Below are 22,377 nucleotides of genomic sequence, written 5' to 3'. Positions count from 1 at the left end.
CCGATACACATGCTGGACTCAGTTCCGACTGGTCCTGGGAATGTCTACGGCAACGAGCAGTTCATCGCGCAAGCGAATCCATTCGCATTGCTCGCTCGCATACAGCTCTTCCCGGTACCACGCCTCGACCCTTGAAATGTGGCCTTTCGATCTGCAGTAGCGCGGCAGATCGCCCCAGTAATACAGATGTCCTCCCGGCGCCTTCAGCCAACGCAACGCTCCGGGCAATGGGCTTTTGGGCTTCCCGCCGTTCACCGCGGCAAGAAGGTTGCAGACGTAGTCGATGTGCCGGGCTGCGCGGCGCTCGTCCCACACTGTCGTCCCGAATAGTCCCTTGGCCAGCTCGATATCTTCACAAAATGGCCGCGCTCCGACCAGGGCGTCTCTTAATTCGGAGTCTTCCACGCCGCCGAGGGGAAAAGTCACCACCGGTTCCCGGATCAGTGCGCTCCCGGCGGTCCTGGCATATTCACGATCATGTGGGCTCATGAAGTCGTTGTAAAGGCCGTAGGTCTCACCGTCATCGGTTTCCACGGACCACAGGACCTTTGCGGAAAGTGGCGTGTCCCACCAGCCGAGAATATTGGGGCGCCAGGCCCATCCTGTCAGTACCAGGGCCATGAGGACCACACTGAGAAGCCAGGACCAAGCGCCGAAATGGATCGGATCGCCGCCGTGCGAGACGAAGACGGACGAGATGGCCAGTACGACGCCGATGACGATGTTCTCCCAGAAAAGCAGGCCCGAGGTCAGCGCGACCACGCAATTGAACAGGACGGCGCCGAAGACGGCAAAGACGAAGAGCCAGATATGCGCGAAAGCCAGGAACCCGGCGAGTTCGACGAACATGGTCGCGCCGTTGAGAAGGGGCGCGGCGGGACGCAGTCGTCTGACGACCCGTGAGGCGGTCCGGGCCGGCACAAAACGCGCCCACCCCCAGGAGTAGGAGGTGGCCACCAGCAGGTCGGTCCGGTTCTCCAGCACCCACGACCAGGGAAAGCGCCCCAATTTCGCCTTGCTCCAGGCCGCCATCACGTAGTGGCTCAGGTACACACTGCCCAGAAGGATCGCCAGGGTCGTATTGCGTGGGCCCGTCGGTGCCACCCCGAGCGCGTGCATAACACCGAAGACGAGCGAGTAGCAGAAGGCGGCTTTCACCATCCGGATGCAGACGTTCGAGTGGTGCGTCCAGCCGCCAAGCCGCCCGCACAACAGCACCACGGCAACCAGGGCCAGGCACGGCCAGCGGAGCGCGGCCGCACCGGCAACGAGGACCATCAGCCTGTCGGCTCGCTGCCAGCCGATGCCCAGGGCAGCGTCGTAGTCCAGGGTGAGGTACTTCCACAGGACGAGGGCCAGCGCCACGGTCGGCACCCACGCCAGGCCCTCACGGGCCGCGCCCCCGTAGACCGCGGCGACCGCGCTGAGGACGGCGACGACGGCACCCGCCAGGAGCACCTTCCGTGGCCTGAACGCCCCCTCCGGATATGCCCCGTTGAGCGCCTCGCCGGGATAGCGGCCGGTGCCCAGCCGCATGGCGCACCACGCGGTCACGGGCGAGACCACCCAGCGGTAGAGGACCAGGGTTAACGCGAGTTCGCCGGCGACCCGCGCCGCGTCAGACAGTGGCACCGCACACCAAGCCTCCGCGACGGTCCTGCTTCAGCACGCGCCGGCCGGTGGAACTGCCCGGTTTCACCCATGGCGGCGCGCAGTGGTGCGGTCCGGCCGGACCCGCATCCGGGACCCGGCAGTCGGTCGTGGGACGTGGCATGGTTTTTTCTCCGCACTGTCGGTGCATTCGCCGTGGAATGCGGTGGGGAAGGAGGCCACGCGTGCCGCGTGCCGGGCAGCGGATGCCGGGCGGCCTCACCGCCGGATCAGGTAGCTGCTCGCTCGGGGCCGGATACCCCGGTGCAGTGGATCGCGCACCGCCCGGCACAGCAGGCCGACCGGCGTCAGGACGAGGTAGTAGAAGAAGAACAGGGCGGCTCTGCGCATGTGCGCGCCTCCAGGGGCCTGATCGGCGGCTGGTGAGGTCAGTCGAGTGGGATGTCGCTGCGCCAGTCGCCGCCCTCGCGCCATGCGGGCTGTTCTTCCTTGCGCAGGATGAAGCCACCGAGCACGAGCATGTCGATGTCGGTCCGCATGAAGCAGGTGACGGCGTCGGCCGGCGTGTTCACGATCGGTTCGCCGCGCACGTTGAAGGAGGTGTTGACCAGCACCGGGCAGCCGGTGCGCTCCTTGAAGGCGGCCAAGAGGCGGTAGTAGACGGGGTTGTCCTCTTCGGCGACCGTCTGAACCCGCGCCGACCCGTCGACATGGGTGACGGCAGGCAGCAGGGATCGCTGGATCTTCAGCAGGTCCAGGCCTGAGATCCCCTCGGGTACGGGACCCGCCAGCCTCTTGCTGTGCGCGATGTCGGCCACCAGCAGCATGTAGGGACTCTCCTGGTTGAGCAGGAAGTAGTCGCGTGCATCGGGCGCTAGCACGGACGGTGCGAAGGGGCGGAAGGACTCTCTGAACTTGATCTTGAGGTTCATCGTCGACTGCATCGCGGAATTGCGCGGATCACCCAGGATCGACCGGTTGCCCAGCGCGCGGGGGCCGAACTCCATCCGCCCCTGGAACCACCCGACGACCTTTCCGCCGTCGAGTGCTGCCACGGTCTCCCGGATCAACGCGTCGGGCTCTGGCCTCGAGTAGGGCAACCCATGCTCGTCGAGGTAGGCCCGGATCGCTTCGTCGTCGTAGGCGGGCCCGAGGAGAGCTCCCGCCATCCCGTCGCGTCCGGTACCCAGGTGGGCACGCGGGGCACCGCGCTCCATCGCGACGGAGAGGGCCGCGCCCAATGCGCCACCCGCGTCCCCTGCGGCCGGCTGCACCCAGATCTCGTCGAAGATCTTCCGGTCGGCGAGCTTTCCGTTGGCGACGCAGTTCAGGGCAACCCCGCCCGCCAGGCACAGTCTTCGCTCCCCAGTGAGCCCGCACACTGTCCGAGCCAGCCGGATGACGACCTCCTCGGTGACCTGCTGCACCGATGCGGCCAGATCGAACTCCCGCTCGGTGAGCGGGCCTTCGGGACTGCGCCGCGGTCCTCCGAAGAGCGTCTCGAAGCGGCGGCCGGTCATCACATGGTCGTGCAGATAGGCGAAATAGCGCATGTTCAAGCGGAAGGAGCCGTCCGGCTTGATGTGGATGAGCCTGCGGCGGATCACTTCGGCGAAGCGCGGCCGACCATAAGGCGCCAGTCCCATCAACTTGTACTCGCCCGAGTCGACTTTGAAGCCGCAGAAGTACGTGAAGGCCGAGTACAGCAGGCCGAGCGAGTGCGGGAATCTGATTTCGGCCAGCTGCTGGAGGTTCGAGCCCCGGCCGTGCCAGAGCGTGGTGGTCGCCCACTCCCCCACACCGTCGATGCACAGCACCGCAGCAGACTCGTACGGGCTCGGGAAGAAGGCGGAGGCGGCATGCGAGGCGTGATGGCGTCGGCAGGAGATGGGGGGAGCCTGTCCGAGGCCGAGTCCGGCCAGCTCGTCCCGCACGGTGTCGCTTGCACGTCGCTTCCACTTGAGCCAAGCAGGCAGCGCCTCCCGGAAGGGAGCGAACCCGTACGGGGCAGCCGCGGCGAAGGTCGTCAGGACCCTCCGGAACTTCAACCCCGGATCCTCGTAGTAGACGACGGCTGACACGTCATCGAGTTTGGTTCCGCTCTCCTGGAGGCAGTACCGGACTGCCTGGGCGGGAAACGAGGAGTCGTGACGGCGTCGGCTGAATCTCTCTTCCTGGGCCGCCGCGCGGGGGGTGCCGTCCTCGACCAGAGCCGCAGCGCTGTCGTGGTAATAGGAGGAAATCCCGAGCACCAGGTCAGGCATCTCAACGTCCCCTTAGGTGCGGCGAAGCCACGGCCGGAATCAGTACAGCGGATACATCGTAGCGTCGCTGTCTTCCTTCTTTTTCCGGCGGAACGACAGCTTCCTGAGAAGGCCACCAATGAGAGGTATTTTCCAGAGCACCTTGGACATGACCAACCTTTCCGTGAGCCTACGTGGAAACTCATGCTTTAGATGGGGCTACCCGCTCTGGAATCAGGAGAATGACACCGGTCCGATGAGTACAACCGCGACCTGAATGCAGCGGGATCTTCGATCGCCGAGATCCGTGCCTGACCAGTAAGTGACCAAGATGGTACTGAGGGCGGTTTCTCATCGTCAAGCTGTGCTCCCGCCCCGGGAAAAATGTCAAATCGTTCCCTGCTGACGGCCGTCAATGCGCAGGCAGGGAACGGTTGTGCCGCGGATAAGTAGGACGCGTTCGTGTGCCGTCGCTTTCTCGGCGATGGTACGTCAGCGGGCGCGTTTTCTGGCCAGATCGTGGGGCGTTGAGGACTCCATGACCTGGGGAGCCGCACCCCTCGACCCTCGGGCTACTGACGAGCCAGACGTGCCGCGATTACACCCGAACTCCCGAATGCGCGGCCCTCTCTGCGAAGTCGAGCCACGCCTTGGCACATTCCCGCGCCAGATCCGCCACCGAATCAGCCTGGTGCGGCGGCACGTTGGCAATCAATCGATCCCATTCCTCCACCCGGACAATATGGAGCTCCAACAAGCGCAGCAGGAAACGACCAGTCTCGGTCAGCCGGAAAGAGGGGTCATGGCAGAGTGCCTGGTATCTCGCCATACGGTCCGCGGTACCGCCCCGGCACGGGACGGCGGCCGGGCCGGACCGCAGGGCCAGCTCCGCCGTACGCGGAGCTGGCCGCGAGAAAGGAACGACTGGTAGTCCGCGCCGCGTCACGGCAACCGGTGAGCCGTCGCCCGCCGACGCGCTTTCCTCGGGAACGTCCGGGATTCCGGGGCTCGCCTTCCGTCTCGGCAGATGCCTTACCCTGCCGTCCCGGCCAACCCGCACCGTCGACTGAGGAATTTCCTCAGTCGACCTCGTACGTATGGCGCCGACCGTCTTGGGCGACAGACCGGCGAGGCCGGCGACTCTCCGGTCCGACCAGTCGGGGTGGGTGCGCACGATGCGCGTGGCGGCTGTCGTGCGGTCCGCGAGGGTCAGGGGCAGTCCGTGCCCAACGTTCGCCTGGACTGCCTGGACGAACGCCTCGTCCTCGTTGCCGTCGAAGAACCGGACGGTGATGGTCTCACGGCCCATCAGTTCGGCCGCCAGCAGCCGGTGCACCCCGTCGATCACCCTCATCGTCGGACGGTGCACCAGAATCGGCGGGAGCTTTCCTTCAGATTCGGCCAACAAACGGGCGTGGTTGTTGTCGACTCCGTTCTGTCGCAGCGAATCACCCACGTGAAGTGAAGTTATCGATACAGAACACACCATTGTCCGGTCGCCGGATTCCACTGTCAGGCCTGTTTGATCTCCGAGCACCCTGTCGTTCGAGACGTCCATGAGCCCCCTTCTCCATCGAGCCGCACCAGACAGTCGGAGTGCACACCCTGAGAACGGCCAACGAATTCCGTGCCGTTCTACGGTCTTCGACGGCAGCCTTGCGACAGCAGTTTGTTCGTGCGTGATGTGTATCGCGTCGAACACTGCGACAGAAAAGGTCGACTGCCGAAGTCTTCGCCCTTATGCCCATCAGCACCCGATGCACCCGATGCGCCCGAACGTGGAAATGTACGGCTGCTTCCTGACTGACTATCACGCTCTGGCGCTCAATCTTCGCGTCCCCGTCGAATGGCGTATAGGTGTCCACTGCTCGATCCAGCGCGGTAATAGGAATGGATCACTTCCCATGCTGCATCAGTAGACCTGGGGCAGCAAGCTTTTTCAACCCGCACAACAGCCCCTGGCCCCACTCCCGACAGACATGGCCTGGATGGGAAATTCGCGCGCCCTGCAGCCTCGTGGGACCGCGAGGAGAACTACGTCGGGGCCACGTGCCGGGCGCTCATGCAAACCGCGACATCCGGCGTGCCTGTGCGCACTCGCACCGGGAATAGTCGCCCAGCACGCGCAGGCCGATGCGTTCGCCAGTTCGTCAGGTGCGGCGCTCCAGCAACTCTGCGAAATCCAGCCAACGCCGGGCGCACCCGCGGGCCGCAAGGGCCACCGAAGTCGCACGGTGTCCGGGTACGGCCTCCACGAAGTGCTGTGTCTTGTCACCCTGGAGAACGACCGGAACGCTCAACATCTGGAGCAGCGCCCTGCCTGCCTCTGTCATCCGCAACGACGGGTCCTTGCAGAGCCGCGCCACCAGGAGACCCATGTCCGCATCCGCGGCATCAGACGGCGTCCCCCCGGCCATACTCGGCGCGGCACCGCCCAGGTTGGCTCCGGCATCGGATTCACGGAACCTGCGCGGGACAGGGTCCTCACCACGGCGCATCCGCTGCTTCACGTCACGAGCGGTAGCGAGAGCAACTCCGGCTTCTGCGGCGATCTGCCGCAGCGAAGCATCTGGTCGTTCGGTCAGCAGCAGGCCGGCCCGCCTGCGTCCCTCCGCCGGGTCCACCGGCCGCAGCCTGCCGTCTTTGCCCTCGCGCGCGTTCAACTGTTCGCCTTGGACAGTTGAACACCTCCGAACGGCCGCCACGGTGCCCGCGGTCATCCCTGAGACCGAGGCGATCAGACGGTCCGACCACTGGGGATGTGTGCCCAGGATCCGCAGGACGGCAGCCGTGCGATCGGCCTGCGTCAGCGGCAGCCCACGCGACGAGTTCAACCGCACCGCTTCAACGAAGACATCCTCCGCCGGTCCCTCGAAGTAGCAGACGCCGATGCGGGCCTCCCGGCGGAGCCGGGCCGCATGTACGCGGTGAACCCCGTCGACGACGCGCAATGTCGCCTTGTGCACGACGATGGGGGGCAACGGCCCGGTGACGCGGGCGAGTTTCTGCACATGCGCCTCATCTACGCCTGCGGTCCGCGGCGAGTCGGTGCATCCCAGCGCGTCAAGCGGCAGGGTCGCCGCCAGAGTGTGACCGTCCGGGGTAACCCGTTCCTGGTCCGCGGCCTGCCACGCGTTGTTCGCACCTTGAGCAGAATTCACGCAACATGACGCTAGACAGCGGACGGTGGAGCGTCAACGCGTCCGCTGGAGCGGACAATACTGTTCCAGCCACAGTGGGCGAACATCTCACGACTGTCCAGGACGTGCGCTCGGTCTGCACCTCTCAAGTCTTGTTTCCAGGTCATCGCCTTCGTCGGCCGCCTGCGCACGAGGCATCGCGCCCTTCACGAGCGAGCCGCGCCCGAGCTCAACCACCGGAAGGTCGGCTGGATTGCGCTTACTCTGCGTCCCGAGATGGTCCAGACTGATCCGAGGTGGCGCTGTCCACTGGAGCGGACGCGCGAAAGGCAACGTATGGACAGGGGTGGGGCAGAGCATCGCGACACGAGTCGGCCTCTGCTGCAGGACCTCGACGAAAGGCTCGGCAGCCTGATAGCGACCTTCTACCCGGACGAGCGCAAACGCCCGGGATACGCGCGGCTCGCCCAGCTGATCCGAGAGAGCACCGGCAGAACAATTTCCGGGACCTATCTGTGGGAGCTCGCCACCGGTCGAAAACGCAATGTGACGCTGGAGCAACTTGCGGTACTCGCCGAGTTCTTCGGCGTCCCGCTGGAGTACTTCGTCAACGACGATGTGTCGCGTCGGGTCGACGCCCAGTTGAAACTCGCCGTCGCGCTCCGCGACACGAAGGTGCGCAGCCTCGCGCTCAGGGCTGAGGGCCTGTCGTCCGCGAGCCTGGACGCCATCCTCGCCATCGTCAACGAAGTCCGTCGCGTGGAGAATCTCGGGCACGTCAGCGAACAGGAGGAGCCCCCGCCAGCCACGCGGACCCATGACATTCAGCCCCACAAGACCTCCCACGCCGACGACGACCGGCCGGACTGCCCCTGAGCTCGAAGGCACTGATCCCGTACCCACCCCCTCGGTCCCGGTATCCCCCACGCGAAGAAAGGGCCCGACGCGGACACTCATGTCGAACGGATCCTTCAGGCTGCGTCGTCGCTGCCAAACAGCGATCGACCGGCTGGAACTCCCCACCGCCCTGTCCATCGAGATTCTGTGCCGCCATATCGCAACACGGCGCGGAAGACCGTTGCGTCTTCATCCGCTGCCACATGGCGCGGCCACCGCTGGCGCCTGCGGTATGTGGCTGGCCACCGATGCCGAAGACCACATCTTCTACGAACAGCGCACCGCGCTGCTCCACCAGGAGCACATCGTCCTCCATGAGATCGGGCACGTGCTGTTCGACCACTGGCCGTCGGACAGCGACGGCGGCACCGGCTGGGGTGCGCTCCTGCCTGACCTCGACGTGAGCACGGTGCAACGTCTCCTGCGCCGCACGAACTACGCGACCAGCCAGGAACAAGAGGCGGAGTTGTTCGCCAGTCTCCTCGGGACCCTTATGAGCGAGCCCGCAAATCGGCACGCCGACGGAGTCCTCGGCCGCCTGGAAGCGGCCATGGGGGTGGCCCCGCCACGCGGCACGGCATGACCCACGACGCCGCGACACTCGGCACCGGGTTGCAGCTGCCCAGCGTGCTGCTGATGTGGACCGCGGTGCTGCTGCGCGCCCCCTCCGGCCTGCGCTCAGCGGCTCAGCGCGGTGTGCTGCTGGCCGTGGCCACCGCAGCCGCAGCCATGACGCTCGATCTGCCGGCCGTCTTGCACGAGGCCGCCCGCCACAGTGACGCCAACATCGTGGCAGCGGCCAGGAACGTCCTCGGCGTGCTGTCCGCAGGAGCCGTGCTTTCCTTCGTGGCCCAGGTCACCACTGAGGTCCGTCATCTCAAGACGGCCCTCGTCCTAGCCACCGGCTCCATAGTGACCGTCCTGCTCGTACTGGATCTCGCGGCTGAGCCGCACCTGTGGATCGGCATCCCCGCCAGCGGGCCGCCAAGCCCCTCCCTCGTCTACTGGCTCGTCGTCATGAACACCCATCTGGGGGCCAACACACTCTGCGTCCTGATGTGCCTGCGCTACGGCGCGACCTCCGCGCACTGGTCCCTGACCTTGAGCCTACGACTTTTCGGCCTGGGTACGGCTCTGGTGGCGGTCTACTGGCTGGGGTATATCGTCCGGGTCACCACCGGTGCCGACTGGCCGCTGCCCTGGCTTCCCCTGCTCATGGACCTGCACGGCGTGCTGCGCGCCCTGGCCATCCTGGTGCCAACGTACTCCGTGTTCCGACGCACCGTCTCCGACATCGCCACCGCCTGGCGCCTGTGGCCGATGTGGCACGACCTCGTCAGGGCTGTTCCGCACGTGGCCCTGGCCACACCGCGGCACCGGGTCTGGGACGTCGTGTGGCCCCGGATGCCCTATCGCGTGCTCGCCTACCGCAGGATCATCGAGACCAGGGACGCCATTCTGGCACTTACCGACCATGGCCTTTCTCCCCAAGCGCCGCCGTCGCCCCGGAGGCGGCCGAGAGTCGAGGCGGCCCAGGGCGCCGCCGCCCTGGCCGCCGCCGTCAAGAGCGCCCAGGACGCTAAACTCCGCGAGCTTGATCTAACGCCCCGTACGCCGGGCTTCAGCTCGACGGCCAGCACAGATCTCGCGGACGAACGGGCCTTCCTTCTCCGGATGGTCAGGGCTTATCGATCCGTGCCCGCGCGCGTCGGTGCGGAGCCCTCGCCGCCGGCGGAGAGCTGAGCATCAGGTCCCGGACACAGCATCAACCGTCCGATCTGTCGGCTGGCTGCTTCGGCCACAGCGCGGGCGTGGGCGGCGCGTTCGGCGGTGAGGGTGCGTTCCATCTCTGCGAACAAGACCAAAAGCCGGTGGAGGATGAAATCGCCGCCGGGGGCTTTCTTTCTCCGCGAGCGCGCTGACCCCTTCATCGACGCCCTGGCCCGCTTCGGCCGCGCGCTCGCCGACCCAATCCGCTGCCGCATCCTCCTCGCCCTCCGCGAGGCACCCGCGCACCCGGCCGACCTCGCCGAGCAGTTGGAGATCTCCCGCACTCGGCTCTCCAACCACCTCGCCTGCCTGCGCGACCGCGGCATCGTCGTCGCCGTCCCGGTAGGCCGTCGCGTCCGCTACTAGCTTGCCGACGCCCGCCTCGGCCACGCCCTGGACGACCTTCGCGGTGTTGTCCTCGCCGTCGAGGCCGACCGCACCTGCGTGGACGCCGACGAAAAGGGCTGCTGATGATGACCACGATCTCTCTCGGCCCCACTCCGGCCCGCCGCACCCAACTGGCCCGGCGCATAAGCCTGTTGGTCGCCGCCACCATCACCTACAACGTCATCGGGGTGGTCGTCGCGATCACCGCCGGCACCGTCGCCTCCTCCACCGCCCTGATCGGCTTCGGCCTGGACTCGATCGTCGAGGTGTCCTCGGCGGCGGCCGTCGCCTGGCAGTTCTCCGCCGCCGACCACACCATCCGTGAGGCCCGCGAGAAGACCGCGCTGCGCGTCATCGCGCTGTCCTTTTTCGCCCTGGCCGCCTACGTCACTATCGACTCGGCCCGCGCTCTGACCGGAACCGGCGAGGCCGGACACTCCACGCCTGGCATCGTGCTGGCCGCCGTGTCCCTGGCGATCATGCCGTTCCTGTCCGCCGCCCAGCGCCGCGCCGGACGCAAACTGGGCTCCGCCTCCGCCGTGGCCGACTCCAAGCAGACCCTGCTGTGCACATATCTGTCGGCCGTCCTCCTCGTCGGCCTGCTCGCCAACTCCCTGCTCGGCTGGAGCTGGGCCGACCCGATCGCGGCCCTGGTCATCGCCGCCGTCGCGGTCAAGGAGGGCCGGGACGCCTGGCGCGGCGACGACTGCCGCGACCCCACCGGCCTTGCGGCGCTCAAGGAGGCCGACGGCACGACGGATTCCTGCGGCTGCGCTCCCGGGTGCTCGTGCTGCAACTGAACTGAACTCGGCCTGCCGTCGTCCCCAACCTCTTCGGCCAACAGCCGGACCCACCGTCTGGCCGCCCAGCGGACACCATGCAATCCGCAGATTCCGGCAGCCACCAAGCCAGGAGGTAGCGGCCCGCCCATTGATGTTCACACTCTGATTGGTCAGGTGAGGGTGTTGTTGATGGCGGTGAATAGTTGCTCGAAGCGGCTCAAGGTCGTCTCGGAAAGCCCCGCCAGAAGGCTGTCCCGCTTGCGGAGCAGGGCATCGGCCGGCCGACCATGTTCGTTGAACGGGGCTCCGGTTGCCCGGCCAATGCGCGCGATGACACGGTCGGCGCCGTTCAGGTCACTGACCTTGAGTTTGGTGCCGAAGGCGGCGTTGTACAGCTTGAGGTAGTCGCCCAGGGAGAACAGGTCCTCGATGTCGCTGTCCTTGACGCCATCGCTGAAGGTGTCCGTGAGCAGGAGTCGTTTGGGGGACAGCAGGCCCTTGCTCGTGAGGTTCTTGAGCTTGGCGACTCCGGCCGGGGTGCTGTCGATGAGGACCGTTGCCTGAAGGTTTGTGCCGATGAGCGCGACGAAGGCAGGGATATTCGTGGCCCCGCCAGCGGGCAAGATGCGCCAACGATCGTCCAGATGAGTGCGGCCTGCCTCTTTGAGGAAGTCGCTGATGAGGGTGAGGTAGGTGTAGTCGCTGGTTCCTTCGACCACGAGGTTGTCGGGGCCTACGAAGAGGTTCTGGGCGATGTCATAGCCCAGGGCGGCCTGGAGCGGGAAGAGAGAGTCGTCGGTGACGGCGAGGACTTCCTTGGTGACCACGGCACCTGTATCCGGGCCGCGGTCTTCGACAATCCGGATGCGGTCGAGGTGCGCGGTCTCGACCATGAACGGTGAGTGGGTTGTGTAGATGACCTGGGCTACCGGGGCGAGACGCTCGTTGATGAAGCGGAGGAAGTCAGCCTGCGCGCGGCCGTGCAGACTCAGCCCGGGTTCATCGAGCAGGACGACAACTCCGTGCGGGTAGTTCTCGAACTCCGAGAAAGCTGCGAGGAAGCTGAAGAACCACTGGAAGCCTGTTGAGCGGGCGGAGAAGTTATTGGTGAAGCCGTGCCGGCTGTCCCTGACACGGATATCGAGGTAACTGGCGACCGCATGCTGGCCGTTGGGATGCTGGACCGTGGTCTTGTCCATGTCGATCACCACCGACAGATCCGGGTTCTGCTTCCAGTACTGGAAAACCTGTCGTGTGAGGTCGTTACTCACCGCTTCGAGCTCAGCTTTGCGCTCCTCGAAGTCTTCGGCCGCAAGAGCCCCAGTGGTCGTACTGGCGAGTTCCAGCAGAGCTCGGGCCGTCTGGGTCGGGGATGCGCCGGGTTGTTCCCCCTGCCCGTCGAAGTCAGTCAGCGCGATCCGGCCAGGAAGGTTCTGGTAGTTGCTGAAGTAGAAGAACTTCGGCTCGCGCTCGCGCAGGATGCGAACAGCCCGCTGCCAGGCACGCTTGGCGTCACCTAGCCGCCCGCGTGCAGCACTGACGAAGCGCTCAATGTCCGCCGCGGTGTATTCCTCGTCTTCTGCGGCTTCCAGTCCCTCCGCGGCTTCCAGGGCCGCGGCAAGGCCCAGGGTCCCCAGGACACTTCGCAGGGCATGGGGCAGTTCTTCGACGTCGTAGACGTTGCGCAGGGCAGCAGCTTCATCGACGGTCAGATTGACCGTGTGACTGCCTTCATAGAGGATGGACCGTGAGTACTGACGCTCCGTGACCACATCAGGTCCGAGAGCATCAGCGACAGCCTTCAGGTCTGCATCATCCAGGGTGAACGTGCAGGTGATCGGCATCGCATTCTTGATCACCCCCGAACGGGTATCCGGGACTTTTCTCCACCGCGGATAGTCCTGCCCCACACTGAAAGAATGCTCCGGGTACACGGGGTTGTAACGGTAGACCGCTGACAGCAGCGCTGTTTTCCCGCTCTCGTTCTTCCCCACCAAGGCCGTGACGTCCGGCGCGATATCGACGTCGCCACTGTCAACGATGTTGCGATAGAGGCGACTTCGCACCTGAGTGAGCTGCATACGACCAGTCTGCCCTTAGATACCCATACACTTCGAGCCATTTGCCATATTCGACGCCCCTCTCCCGCACATCGGCCGCGGAGGGTCCGTTGTTCCAGCGCTCATTCTTGCTCGCGCGGTACGACGCAGTCGGTCAGCGGAGGCGCAGTTCTTCGGACCAGGTCCATAGCGGCGAGGGCAAGGGTGTCGTCGAGTGTCTACCGCCAGCCGACCAACAACCTACTGGTGGGCCCCCTGTGCTCGATCACACCCGGGGCGCCTCGGCACTCGGCCCGTAGTTGCGACTCCCCCGCACCAGAGCCGCCAACCGCCTTGATCGCCCGGCTCCGACTCGCAACTCCTTCCGTAACGTCTCGGCCGAGACAGGGCGTTGGTGAAGCTCCCTGTGCCGGGCATCAAGCGTCCGAGCCCGCACCAGCAATGGATCGTCGCCATCGTCTGGCCGCTCGCTCTCCGCGTATCCCCTTCGCCCTCCCAACTGCCCCTGCATGGCATCCGGCCGATCCGCCGGGCGGTGCACCAGCAGCTCCACCGACAGCAGCAACGCAACTGGGGGCCATCCCGCGACGAGCACCGGCTTCCACTCCAGAGCCGGTGCTGCCGCGACATTCGCGGCCAGCGACACCGCGATCCCCAGCAAGAAAGCCGCCCACACCGCACCTCGCGCCCGGCGCGTGTGGGGCGCCGTGGGCTTCAACAGGCCGACCGTGGCCAGGAGCAGGAGGCCGTCCACGGACAGCGGCCACAACGAAGCACTGACCGTATCGGCCCCACCCTGCAACGCGAACTCCCGCTGATGAACATACGAGGCATAGGCCGCGACCCCGGCCACCACGAGAGCACACAGATGCCGAATCCACACGTCCAGGTCGAAGCTCCGGCTCCCGGCAACCCTCTCCTGAGGCCCGACATCAGCACTCATCGAGCCCACCATCCGGCGCCCCGCCCCAGTGCACAACGCGTGCACACTTCCACGGGAACTCCCGGGAACTCGCAGGTGGAAGCGGGAAGTGCCCCGACACGGCAAAGGGCTCCGACCGGCCCATAAGGCCAGGTCAGAGCCCTGTTGACAGACGAGCCGGGCCGTACGCCGGGTTCTCAACCACCTGGATCGCTTCCATTACGGGCTGCCCGCACCAACGCGACCAGCTGTCTCGACCGGTCTGCGCCAATCCGCAGCTCCTTCCGCAAGGACTCGGCCGACACCGGGCGCTGATGCAGTTCTCGATGCCGAGCGTCCACTCGTCGAGCCTGCTCCAACAACGAATCGTCCCGGGCGATACCACGATCATCGTCACCGTCGGTAGTGCTGGGGGCGCCACTGCGCTCCGTCCCCGCCTGCGTTGAGGGCCGGTGAGCCAGCAGTTCCACCGAGAGCAGCAGTGCAACCGGCGGCCAGCCGGCCACCAGCACCGGCTTCCAAGCCAGGGTAGGCGCGGCCGCAATATTGGCCGCCAAGGAGACCGCGATCCCGAGCAGGAATGCCAGCCAAACCGCATACCGTGCCCGGCGCCCACCGCTACCGGACGGTTTCAGCAGGCCGAGCGTCGCCAGCAGAAGCAGGCCGTCCACGCTCAGCGGCCACAGGGACGCACTCGCCGCATCCGCACCACCCTGCAATGCGAACTCCCGCTGATGCACATAGGAGCCATACGCCGCCACCCCCGCGACCACCAAAGCACAGCCCCGCCGCAACCACGCGTCAAGATCAGACGACCCGCCTCCCGCCGCCCTGCGCGGCTCCCGGCTCGAGACAGACTCCACACCTGAGTCGCTCATCGCACCCCCGCCCCCCACACCGCAGGACGGAACCGCCCCTCCACCACCAGCCGCCCCACAAGAAACAGCTGGTCAGCCCTGCAACCATCTGCGGATAGTCCCCCCCCGGGGGCACCTTTTATTTGGTGCCCAAAGACCCCGCCATCAGCGCTCTAAGACTTGTCCCGTAACTGCTGGTCAGGGATGAGATGATCTTGTCGTGGCTGGTGTGATCACGGCGTCGGAGCCGTCCTGGATAGCCCCGTTCACCGGGCTGAGTCCGCGTCAGTTCGGGAAGCTGATCACGGCGTTGCGACGCGAGGGCGCCGACCCGGTGCGCAAGGGCCGGCCGTGGAGCCTGCCGCTTGAGGACCGGGTGCTGCTGGTCGCCGCCTACTGGCGGACCAACCTGACCCTGCGCCAACTGGCGCCGCTGTTCGGGGTGTCGAAGTCGGCCGCCGACCGCATCATCGACCACCTCGGACCCGCGCTCGCCCTCCAGCAACGCAGGCGGTTCCGCAAGGACGCCGTGCTGATCGTGGACGGCACCCTGGTCCCCACCCGCGATCACCAGGTCGCCGAGCAGTCGAAGAACTACCGCTACTCGACCAACCACCAGGTCGTCATCGACGCCGACACCCGGCTCGTCGTCGCCGTCGGCCGCCCGTTGCCCGGCAACCGCAACGACTGCAAGGCGTGGGAACTGTCCGGCGCGAAGGACGCCGTCGGCAAGACAACGGTCATCGCGGACGGCGGCTACCGCGGCACCGGCCTGGTCATCCCGCACCGACGTGAACCGGGCCAGGCCCAACTCCCTGAATGGAAAGAGGAACACAACACCTCCCACCGCAAAGTCCGCGCCCGCGTCGAGCATGCCTTCGCCCGCATGAAGACCTGGAAAATCCTCCGCGACTGCCGCCTCAAAGGGGCCGGTGTCCACCACGCCATGCTCGGCATCGCCCGCCTGCACAACATCACCCTCGCCGGGTGACGGAGAAAAGGCAGGGCATCCAGCACATCAAAGATCATTTACGGGACAACGCTTAGCTGAAGACGGGGTCTTCGCGTATGTGCAGGCAGATGCCGCCAAAAGCAGCCGTTTGCCAGTGATCACGTTGTAATAGCGTGTTGATCTTGACTGCCTTCGCCGCAGGTCACGCGCCACTTTCAGCTCCCTCAGCGTAGTGGTTCGGGCATGACGAAAGCCCCGGATCTCTCCGAGGCTTCGCGTCGATCGGTCCTGCAGACCGTTTCACTTTTCGGAGGTGTCCACCCCCTCTCCCAGACCCTTCAGGATTCGGTCGTTCATCTCTTGCTCCTGGCCGTCGATGCACTTGGCGTAGATCTTCAGCAGGACGTCAACCGAGTGGCCGGCGCGTGCCGCCACTTCCGGTGCGGGCACACGGGAGTTGAGCCACTGGGACACGCCTGCGTGCCGCAGGTCGTACGGCCGGAAGGCGAGTACCGACGAGACCTGTTCGGGCAGGAACGCCAGCTCTCGCGTCTGCTTCCACACGCGCGAGTAAGACGAGGCCGCTACGACGTTGCCCCGCTCACTGGCGAAGAGCCGGCCGTCCTTGGCAGTACCGAACTCCTTCAGATGCTCACGGAGCAGGCTCACCAACGGAGGCGGGATGGGCACGATGCGCACCTCACCCTCCGCACACTGCTTCAGGCCCCGCCGGTCGTGCGCCTCCCCGGAATCCGTCCACGCCTTGCCGGCCGTCGGACGCGTCTCGGCCAGCTCGATACGTCCCCAACCCGAGGCAGGGAGTACGCAGTCCGACCGACGCAGGCCGAGCGCTTCACCGGGGCGCATAGCGGCGTAGTACAGGCACCCGAAGAACGCACGCAGCCGTCGACCGCTCGCCCGCTCGTAGCCGCCGACGTACGTCACCGCGGTCAGCAACTCCCGCGCCTGCCGCGGGTTGACGACGACTCGGCGGTCGACCTCTTGCACCGCCCGCTTGCCACGTTTGCGGCGCACTCGGCTCAGCGGGTTGGACTGCAGAAGCTCCAACTCGACTGCATACTCAAGCGAGTTGAACAAAACAGCTCGCCGCCGCCGATACGTCTGCGTGGCCGCGGGCTTGCCGTCCAGCTTGCGTCCGAGACCGTCGATCAACTCATGCACGCGAGCGATCTCCAGCAACTCCGCTACAGGCAGAGAGGCCCGCTCGATCCAGCGCACCGCCGAAGCAATCTGCTCCGGCCGATCCTGCTTTCTCCGTGACACGGGAAGGAGGTACGAGCGCAGCGCACGCCGCACTATCTGCGGAGTTGGCCGTCCCCGAACCGGCTTGACCAGCACAGGGACGACCGTTGCCAACGCGTCGGTCATGCTGTCACGCTGCTTCGCCGACGCCTCAGCCCAGCGTGCATCGATGTACTTGAGCACCAGCTCCAGGTACGTCAGCGCCGCCTTGCCACCCCGCAGCGAGTCGGGCAGCCCCGACACCGTGTCGAAGGGCTCGCCCTTGTCGACGGCTCGCAGCAGCTTGGCCCTGAAGCGATCGGCGAGTGCCCTCGTCTTATAGGACTCGCTGAACGCCTGCCCATCAACGACCCAGCGGACAAGGTGAGTTGGCTTCTTGGTCGTCTTGTTGACCGAGAGCTTCCACACGGAGATCTTGTACGACTTCACGACGCGGCCCCCTCCGCACGTTCCGCCAACCAGTCGTTGAGTACGTCACGGCGAACTCTCAACTCCCCGTTGGGTAAACGGATGCAGGCCGGCGCGAGGCGCAGTTCGCGCCAGCGGTAGAAGGTGCGCCGGGAGATCCCGCCCAGTTCGTCGAGCACCTGCCGCACGGTGAGCAGTTCGGCCGTCTTCTCACGCGCCATGAAGACCACCGCCCTCCCGCACGGAGGCAGCGAGGAGTGCCGCCTCCGGCGAGTAACCGCGCCCGGCATAACGCCACTGGCCGACAGTGATGGTTGACCGCTCACTGATACCGAGCGCGGTCCGCTGCTCCTCCGCACGGTGTTCTGCACGCTCCTCACGGAGCGCGGTCAGAGTCGTCGAGTAGCGCCGTGACTTGGTAGAGAAGTGGCCGCCGTAGCCGAGCATGTGGGCCCAACGCCGCAACCCCAGAGACTCGAAGGGAGGTAGTCCACCGAGCCACCAGCACGTACTGATCATGCGGAGGACGTGAGCCCGTACCGGCAACATGACCAGTTCCCGCGCCTGGTGAATCCGGCCGTCGACCGCGCCGGCGGACTCTGCACCCTTCGTGGCGTACTTCGCGATATAGCTCGAAACGGCCGCAGAGGTCAGCCGCTCCCCCGCTCCGAACGCCGCGATGGACCGCACGTCGATCTGTTCGCCGAAGCGCAGCACGCGAGCGCCCACGACATCCGCACCAGGAGCGACGAGCCGCACACGGCCGACGACCGCCTGTACGCGACGAGTGAGCGCGGGGATCAGCCCTTAACGAACGGCGTCAGTGGTGGACGGGAGTCCCCCGGGCCGGCCGACGCGTGCGGACCACCTGTGCGACCGGTGGTCGTTGCGGTGTCCGACGGACGCGCATCCGCAGCACCAGCGCGTCGAGTGCCGCGCTGACCACGACGGTGGCCACGGTCGCGATCACCAGCAGGACGGCGAACTGCCTCCAGAACTCAGGTGTCAAGGTCGTACCCACGGTGTCCACCCCCTCGTGCTCAGTCGGTCGAATACCTCTCTCGGTTACATCGAACCGCCGACAGGCCGGTGGCACAGGGTGCCGTAGGGCTCTCCCGGGGCGCCGGTCGGCCCGGTCCGCAGGCCGGGTGGCCCATGGTCCGTCGGGACACACGGGCGGACGCTGGAGGTGGCAGATACGTACGCTTTCCGGAGGTACGCCATGAACGCTTCCCCGACCACGAGGATGCCGCGGGCGCTGCCCGCGGACCACCGCGACCAGCTGATGAAGCTCGCCCGCGAGGTGTCGATCCCGCAGGGCGCTCGGCTCTTCGAGGAGGGCGCCCACGCCGACCGGTTCTGGATCATCCGCACCGGCACGATCGCCCTCGACATGCACGTGCCCGGCCGCCGGGCCGCCGTCATCGAGTCGCTGGGACACAACGAACTCGTCGGCTGGTCCTGGCTGTTCGGCCCGCACGCCTGGCACCTGGGTGCCGAGGCGACGACACCGGTGCGGGCCTGGGAGTTCGACGCCACGGCCGTACGCACCCAGTGCCAGGACGATCCCGCGTTCGGCGTCAGCGTCTTCCAGTGGGTGGGCGACATCGTGGCCCACCGGCTCCGCTCCGCCCGCACCCGGCTGCTGGACCTGTACGCCCCGTACGGCAGCGGCGGCATGCGGTGACCGCGCGACGGACCGTGACGAGCGAGGAGGGACCATGCATGGATCACCGCACATCGTGAGCGACGTGATGACCCGTACCGTCGCCACGGTCGTTCGAGGGACCGCCTTCAAGGACATCGTCCGCACGATGCAGGAGCGGAAGGTCAGCGCCCTGCCCGTGCTCGACGCGGCGGACAGCGTGATCGGGATCGTCTCGGAGGCCGATCTGCTGCCCAAGGAGGAGTTCCGCGACAGCGACCCGGACCGGTACACGCAGTTGCGCCGGCTGTCCGACCTCACGAAGGCCGGTTCGGTGACGGCGGGCGAGCTGATGACCGCCCCCGCCCTGACCGTGGAGCCGGGTGCGACCCTCGCGCAGGCGGCACGGACCATGGCTCGGGCCAAGGTGAAGCGGCTGCCCGTCGTCGACCACGCGGGCCGGCTGGAGGGCGTCGTCAGCCGGGCCGACCTGCTCAAGGTGTTCCTCCGGGACGACGAGGAGATCGCGGAGGAGGTACGGCGCGAGGTGGTGGCGTACCTGTTCCCCGGCCCGGCGTCCGTGGTGCGGGTCGAGGTCCGGGACGGCGTCGTAGGGCTCGGCGGCCGGGTACGGGACACGTCCCTGGTTCCCGTGGCCGCGCGGCTGGTGCGAGCCGTCGAGGGGGTCGTGGACATCCAGTTCGAGCTCGACGAGCCCGACCGCTCCGCGTAGCGGGAAGCGTGCTCAGCTCACAAGCCGTTGTCCCGCCGGCCACCTGCCGGCGGGACAACGGCGTCTCAGCCGGTCCTGCGCCCCCAGCGCGCCCCTGTCCGCTCCCATTCCTCGCCCCACTGCTCGGTGGCCCGCCGCTCCACCCGCAGCCGGATCAGGCGTCCGCCCGCGAGCACGAACAGTCCGCCGGCCAGTCCAACCCCCGTTCCGCCCATCACCACGCGTGCCGTCTCCACGGCCGGACTCGCGGGCTTGTCCACCAGGTGGCCGTGCCCGTCCGTCCATACCGGCACCGTGCTGCCGACGGTGGTTCCGGCCTTCACATCCGCTGTGGCGGTCCGGACGGTGCCCTGCGCGTCGGTCCAGCGCACCTTCGCCCTGACACGGTTGTAGTCGGCCGCGGCCCGTGCACTGCGGGGCACGGTGCGGAGCAGTACGGCGGTGGCCGGCAGACGCTCCGCCCCAGGCCTGGTCTGCGCGGCCGCCACAACCTGAGCACCTGCCACACCCGCCACGGCACCGCCGGCCGTCGCGAACGCCCAGGCGGCCAAGACGATCCACGCCTCGACCGCGTCACTGTGCCGACGCAGTTCGTTGCGCCGCCAGCGCCACCCCAGGACCTTCGCTCGCTTGGTCTTCCGCATCGGTCACACCCCTTCACGAGCGTCATCAAGACGAGAACAACAGAAAGGTCCCATCGGACGATCGCCGCCGGGAGGGGCCGCCGGACCGTCGCAGGGGGGCCGGTCGGGACACGCCACGAGGGCCGGTTGGGCCGGTCGGCCCTAGTGCTTCGGGGCCGGGCGCGTGATGATCGAGGTCACGGACGGCCCGCAGTCCGTTCATACTCCGGGGAACGAGGGGTCGAGATGACCGAGGCACGCACCTTCACCGCACAGGACCCGATCCGCGTCTTCCTGCTGGACGACCACGAGGTCGTGCGACGTGGTCTGTCCGACCTCCTGGACGGCGAGGAGGACATCTCGGTCGTCGGCGACGCCGAGAACGTCGCGCACGCGCTGGTGCGGGCCCCGGCGGTACGCCCGCACGTCGCCGTCCTGGACGTGCGCCTCCCCGACGGCGACGGCATCACCGTCTGCCGCGAACTCCGCGACCAGATGCCGGAGTTGGCCGTACTGATGCTCACCTCGTTCGACGACGAGGACGCCCTGCTCGACGCCATCATGGCCGGGGCTTCCGGCTACGTCCTCAAGCAGATCAAGGGCTCCGACCTGGTCTCGGCGGTACGCACCGTCGCCTCCGGCCAGTCGATGCTCGACCCTGCGACGACGGCCCGCCTGATGCGCTCACTACGGGCCGAGCCCGCCCAAACCCCGGAGATCGCACCCGAGTTGGCGAGCCTGTCGCCCCGCGAACGGGAGATCCTCGCGCTGATCGGGGACGGACTCACCAACCGCGAGATCGGCAAGCGGCTCTACCTGTCGGAGAAGACCGTCAAGAACCACATCTCCCGACTGCTCGCCAAACTCGGCGTCCAGCGCCGAGTGCAGGCCGCCGTGCTCGCCTCGCACCTGGAGCAGTCGGAGGCCAGCGACCGTTCGGGCGGCTGAGCAGCACTCCGGGCCATCCGGCGCGCAGCCAGTCCGTCCGGCCCCTCCCTCCGGCCCTCCCCGCACGACCACGCTGGACAGGAACAGCCCTGCCGCCTTCGAGTGCGGGGCGGGGAGGAGACCCCATGTCCAGCACGGTTCTCGACGTCCCGACCCTGGAGACGCTGATCGCGGCGTCCGTCGCCGCGCCCTCGATCCACAACACCCAGCCCTGGCGCTTCCGGCTCGACCCGGACACGGTCACCCTGGAGATCCGAGCCGTCGCGGAACGCGGCCTGCGGCACACCGACCCATCGGGACGCGCCCTGCACATCTCGGTCGGCTGCGCGCTGTTCAACCTGCGCGTAGCGGTCACCCACCACGGCTGGGAGCCCGTGACCCGGCGACTCCCCCGGCCCGACGAACCGGACCTGCTGGCCACCGTACGACTCGCCGGCACCCCACGGTTCTCGGCGGCGCCGGAACTGTACGACGCCCTGTGGCGCCGGCGCAGCAGCCGGTTCCCATTCTCCGACCGGCCGGTGCCGGCCTCCGTACTGACCGAACTGACCGAGGCCACCCACGCCGAAGGCGCCGTGCTGGACCTCCCCGGACCCGCGCAAACCGACCGCCTGCTACGGCTGACGCGAGAGGCCGAGCAGCGCAACACCGCCGACACCGGCCGAGCCGTGGAAAGCCGCCGCTGGGTCCACCCTCCCGACGCCCAGTCGCTCGGCATGCCACCGGAGGCGATCGGTCCGCAAGACTTCCGGGAGCGGATACCCGTCCGGGACTTCGGCGCCCACCGGCATCCGACGGAGCTTGCCGCCCGCCCTTTCGAGAAGCGGCCGTCCATCGCCGTACTCTCCACACTCCACGACCGCCGGGCCGACTGGCTGCGCGCCGGAGAGGCGCTCGAACGCCTGCTGCTGGTGGCCACCTCACACGGCGTGCGGGCATCCCTTCTGCACCAGGCACTGGAGTGGCCCGACCTGCGCGAGCAACTCGCGGACGGCCGGCGGGAGCACGCCCAGATGGTGCTCCGCCTGGGCTACGGCAGGCAGGGGCCCGCCTCACCCCGCCGCTCGGCGCGTCAGGCGTTGGAGCAAGGCACACCGCCGACCGCTGTGTCGGGTGTGCTCGCCCGTTGAAGCGGC

At 67.2% G+C, this 22,377-nt stretch carries 21 protein-coding genes and 2 pseudogenes; 10 read left to right on the top strand and 13 right to left on the bottom strand.

The annotated features are described in order from the left end of the window. Positions 1-18: 18 nt before the first annotated feature. The 5 genes from OH768_RS52880 to OH768_RS52860 form a co-directional block, all read right to left on the bottom strand. On the bottom strand, positions 19-1,632 hold the full coding sequence (locus tag OH768_RS52880; protein ID WP_406464762.1) for a hypothetical protein: 1,614 nt from the start codon (positions 1,630-1,632) through the stop codon (positions 19-21). A gap of 237 nt (positions 1,633-1,869) precedes the next feature. After that, a complete protein-coding gene (locus OH768_RS52875; RefSeq protein WP_406464760.1) occupies positions 1,870-2,001 on the bottom strand; it encodes a hypothetical protein in 132 nt (43 codons plus the stop codon). A gap of 38 nt (positions 2,002-2,039) precedes the next feature. Beyond that, positions 2,040-3,875 carry a carbamoyltransferase gene (locus OH768_RS52870; RefSeq protein WP_406464759.1) on the bottom strand — a complete coding sequence of 612 codons (1,836 nt, stop codon included), beginning with the start codon at positions 3,873-3,875 and terminating at the stop codon, positions 2,040-2,042. 577 nt (positions 3,876-4,452) lie between these two features. Next, a complete protein-coding gene (locus tag OH768_RS52865; protein ID WP_406464757.1) occupies positions 4,453-5,412 on the bottom strand; it encodes a ParB/RepB/Spo0J family partition protein in 960 nt (319 codons plus the stop codon). Positions 5,413-6,004: 592 nt separating this feature from the next. Continuing rightward, positions 6,005-6,865, bottom strand: coding sequence for a streptomycin biosynthesis protein (locus OH768_RS52860; RefSeq protein WP_406464755.1), 861 nt, complete (start codon positions 6,863-6,865; stop codon positions 6,005-6,007). Between the two features lie 405 nt (positions 6,866-7,270). Between OH768_RS52860 and OH768_RS52855 the strand changes: the two genes are divergently transcribed. From OH768_RS52855 to OH768_RS52835, 5 genes and pseudogenes are all read left to right on the top strand, one after another. Continuing rightward, positions 7,271-7,870: a hypothetical protein gene (locus OH768_RS52855; protein WP_406464754.1), complete on the top strand. Its 600-nt coding sequence runs from the start codon at positions 7,271-7,273 to the stop codon at positions 7,868-7,870. 79 nt (positions 7,871-7,949) lie between these two features. Next, positions 7,950-8,474, top strand: coding sequence for a hypothetical protein (locus tag OH768_RS52850; protein WP_406464753.1), 525 nt, complete (start codon positions 7,950-7,952; stop codon positions 8,472-8,474). Further along, positions 8,471-9,634, top strand: coding sequence for a DUF6545 domain-containing protein (locus OH768_RS52845; protein WP_406464751.1), 1,164 nt, complete (start codon positions 8,471-8,473; stop codon positions 9,632-9,634). Before OH768_RS52850 ends, OH768_RS52845 begins: the two co-directional genes overlap by 4 nt. Before the next feature lie 135 nt (positions 9,635-9,769). After that, positions 9,770-10,132: pseudogene (locus OH768_RS52840) on the top strand (ArsR/SmtB family transcription factor). After that, positions 10,132-10,848: a cation transporter gene (locus OH768_RS52835; RefSeq protein WP_406464749.1), complete on the top strand. Its 717-nt coding sequence runs from the start codon at positions 10,132-10,134 to the stop codon at positions 10,846-10,848. Before OH768_RS52840 ends, OH768_RS52835 begins: the two are co-directional and overlap by 1 nt. Positions 10,849-11,000: 152 nt before the next feature. On the opposite strand, the gene OH768_RS52830 is transcribed toward OH768_RS52835, so the two are convergent. The 3 genes from OH768_RS52830 to OH768_RS52820 all read right to left on the bottom strand — a co-directional run bounded on the left by OH768_RS52830 (position 11,001) and on the right by OH768_RS52820 (position 14,573). Continuing rightward, positions 11,001-12,911: an AAA family ATPase gene (locus OH768_RS52830; RefSeq protein ID WP_406464747.1), complete on the bottom strand. Its 1,911-nt coding sequence runs from the start codon at positions 12,909-12,911 to the stop codon at positions 11,001-11,003. Between the two features lie 244 nt (positions 12,912-13,155). Then, a complete protein-coding gene (locus tag OH768_RS52825; protein ID WP_406464745.1) occupies positions 13,156-13,833 on the bottom strand; it encodes a DUF2637 domain-containing protein in 678 nt (225 codons plus the stop codon). A 176-nt stretch (positions 13,834-14,009) separates the two neighbouring features. Then, the gene (locus OH768_RS52820) at positions 14,010-14,573 is read right to left on the bottom strand and encodes a DUF2637 domain-containing protein (protein WP_406464743.1); all 564 of its coding nucleotides are present in this window, start codon (positions 14,571-14,573) and stop codon (positions 14,010-14,012) included. 316 nt (positions 14,574-14,889) lie between these two features. Here OH768_RS52820 and OH768_RS52815 point away from each other — a divergent pair, with 316 nt between their 5' ends. Next, complete coding sequence (locus OH768_RS52815) at positions 14,890-15,660, top strand: transposase (protein ID WP_406454771.1); 771 nt, start codon at positions 14,890-14,892, stop codon at positions 15,658-15,660. Positions 15,661-15,921: 261 nt separating this feature from the next. Here the strand turns inward: OH768_RS52815 and OH768_RS52810 are convergent, their stop codons facing one another. The 4 genes and pseudogenes from OH768_RS52810 to OH768_RS52795 all read right to left on the bottom strand — a co-directional run bounded on the left by OH768_RS52810 (position 15,922) and on the right by OH768_RS52795 (position 18,313). Then, positions 15,922-17,313 (bottom strand): tyrosine-type recombinase/integrase, encoded by a 1,392-nt coding sequence (locus OH768_RS52810; protein ID WP_406464741.1) that lies wholly within the window; start codon positions 17,311-17,313, stop codon positions 15,922-15,924. Beyond that, positions 17,310-17,513 carry a helix-turn-helix transcriptional regulator gene (locus OH768_RS52805; RefSeq protein ID WP_405974034.1) on the bottom strand — a complete coding sequence of 68 codons (204 nt, stop codon included), beginning with the start codon at positions 17,511-17,513 and terminating at the stop codon, positions 17,310-17,312. Before OH768_RS52805 ends, OH768_RS52810 begins: the two co-directional genes overlap by 4 nt. Continuing rightward, a pseudogene (locus OH768_RS52800) lies at positions 17,503-18,072 on the bottom strand (replication initiator); the annotation flags it as partial. The gene OH768_RS52805 and the pseudogene OH768_RS52800, both read right to left, overlap by 11 nt. A 40-nt stretch (positions 18,073-18,112) precedes the next feature. After that, positions 18,113-18,313 (bottom strand): hypothetical protein, encoded by a 201-nt coding sequence (locus OH768_RS52795; RefSeq protein WP_406464739.1) that lies wholly within the window; start codon positions 18,311-18,313, stop codon positions 18,113-18,115. Positions 18,314-18,514: 201 nt separating this feature from the next. Here OH768_RS52795 and OH768_RS52790 point away from each other — a divergent pair, with 201 nt between their 5' ends. Next, entirely contained in the window at positions 18,515-18,979 is a 465-nt protein-coding gene (locus tag OH768_RS52790) for a cyclic nucleotide-binding domain-containing protein (protein ID WP_406464738.1), read from the top strand. A gap of 34 nt (positions 18,980-19,013) precedes the next feature. Continuing rightward, positions 19,014-19,670, top strand: a complete 657-nt coding sequence (locus tag OH768_RS52785; RefSeq protein ID WP_406464737.1) for a CBS domain-containing protein — start codon at positions 19,014-19,016, stop codon at positions 19,668-19,670. Between the two features lie 65 nt (positions 19,671-19,735). Here OH768_RS52785 and OH768_RS52780 read toward each other — a convergent pair whose 3' ends face one another. After that, the gene (locus OH768_RS52780) at positions 19,736-20,314 is read right to left on the bottom strand and encodes a hypothetical protein (RefSeq protein ID WP_406464736.1); all 579 of its coding nucleotides are present in this window, start codon (positions 20,312-20,314) and stop codon (positions 19,736-19,738) included. Positions 20,315-20,539: 225 nt separating this feature from the next. Here OH768_RS52780 and OH768_RS52775 point away from each other — a divergent pair, with 225 nt between their 5' ends. Next, positions 20,540-21,241 carry a response regulator gene (locus OH768_RS52775; RefSeq protein WP_406464735.1) on the top strand — a complete coding sequence of 234 codons (702 nt, stop codon included), beginning with the start codon at positions 20,540-20,542 and terminating at the stop codon, positions 21,239-21,241. 125 nt (positions 21,242-21,366) lie between these two features. Continuing rightward, positions 21,367-22,371 (top strand): Acg family FMN-binding oxidoreductase, encoded by a 1,005-nt coding sequence (locus tag OH768_RS52770; protein ID WP_406464734.1) that lies wholly within the window; start codon positions 21,367-21,369, stop codon positions 22,369-22,371. The last annotated feature ends 6 nt before the right edge of the window (positions 22,372-22,377 follow it).

Origin of the sequence: Streptomyces sp. NBC_01622 (genome assembly GCF_045209635.1) — a bacterium.
Classification (GTDB): Bacteria; Actinomycetota; Actinomycetes; order Streptomycetales; family Streptomycetaceae; genus Streptomyces.
The sequence above is the reverse complement of the archived record's forward strand: the minus strand, read 5'-3'. Positions and strand labels throughout refer to the sequence as shown.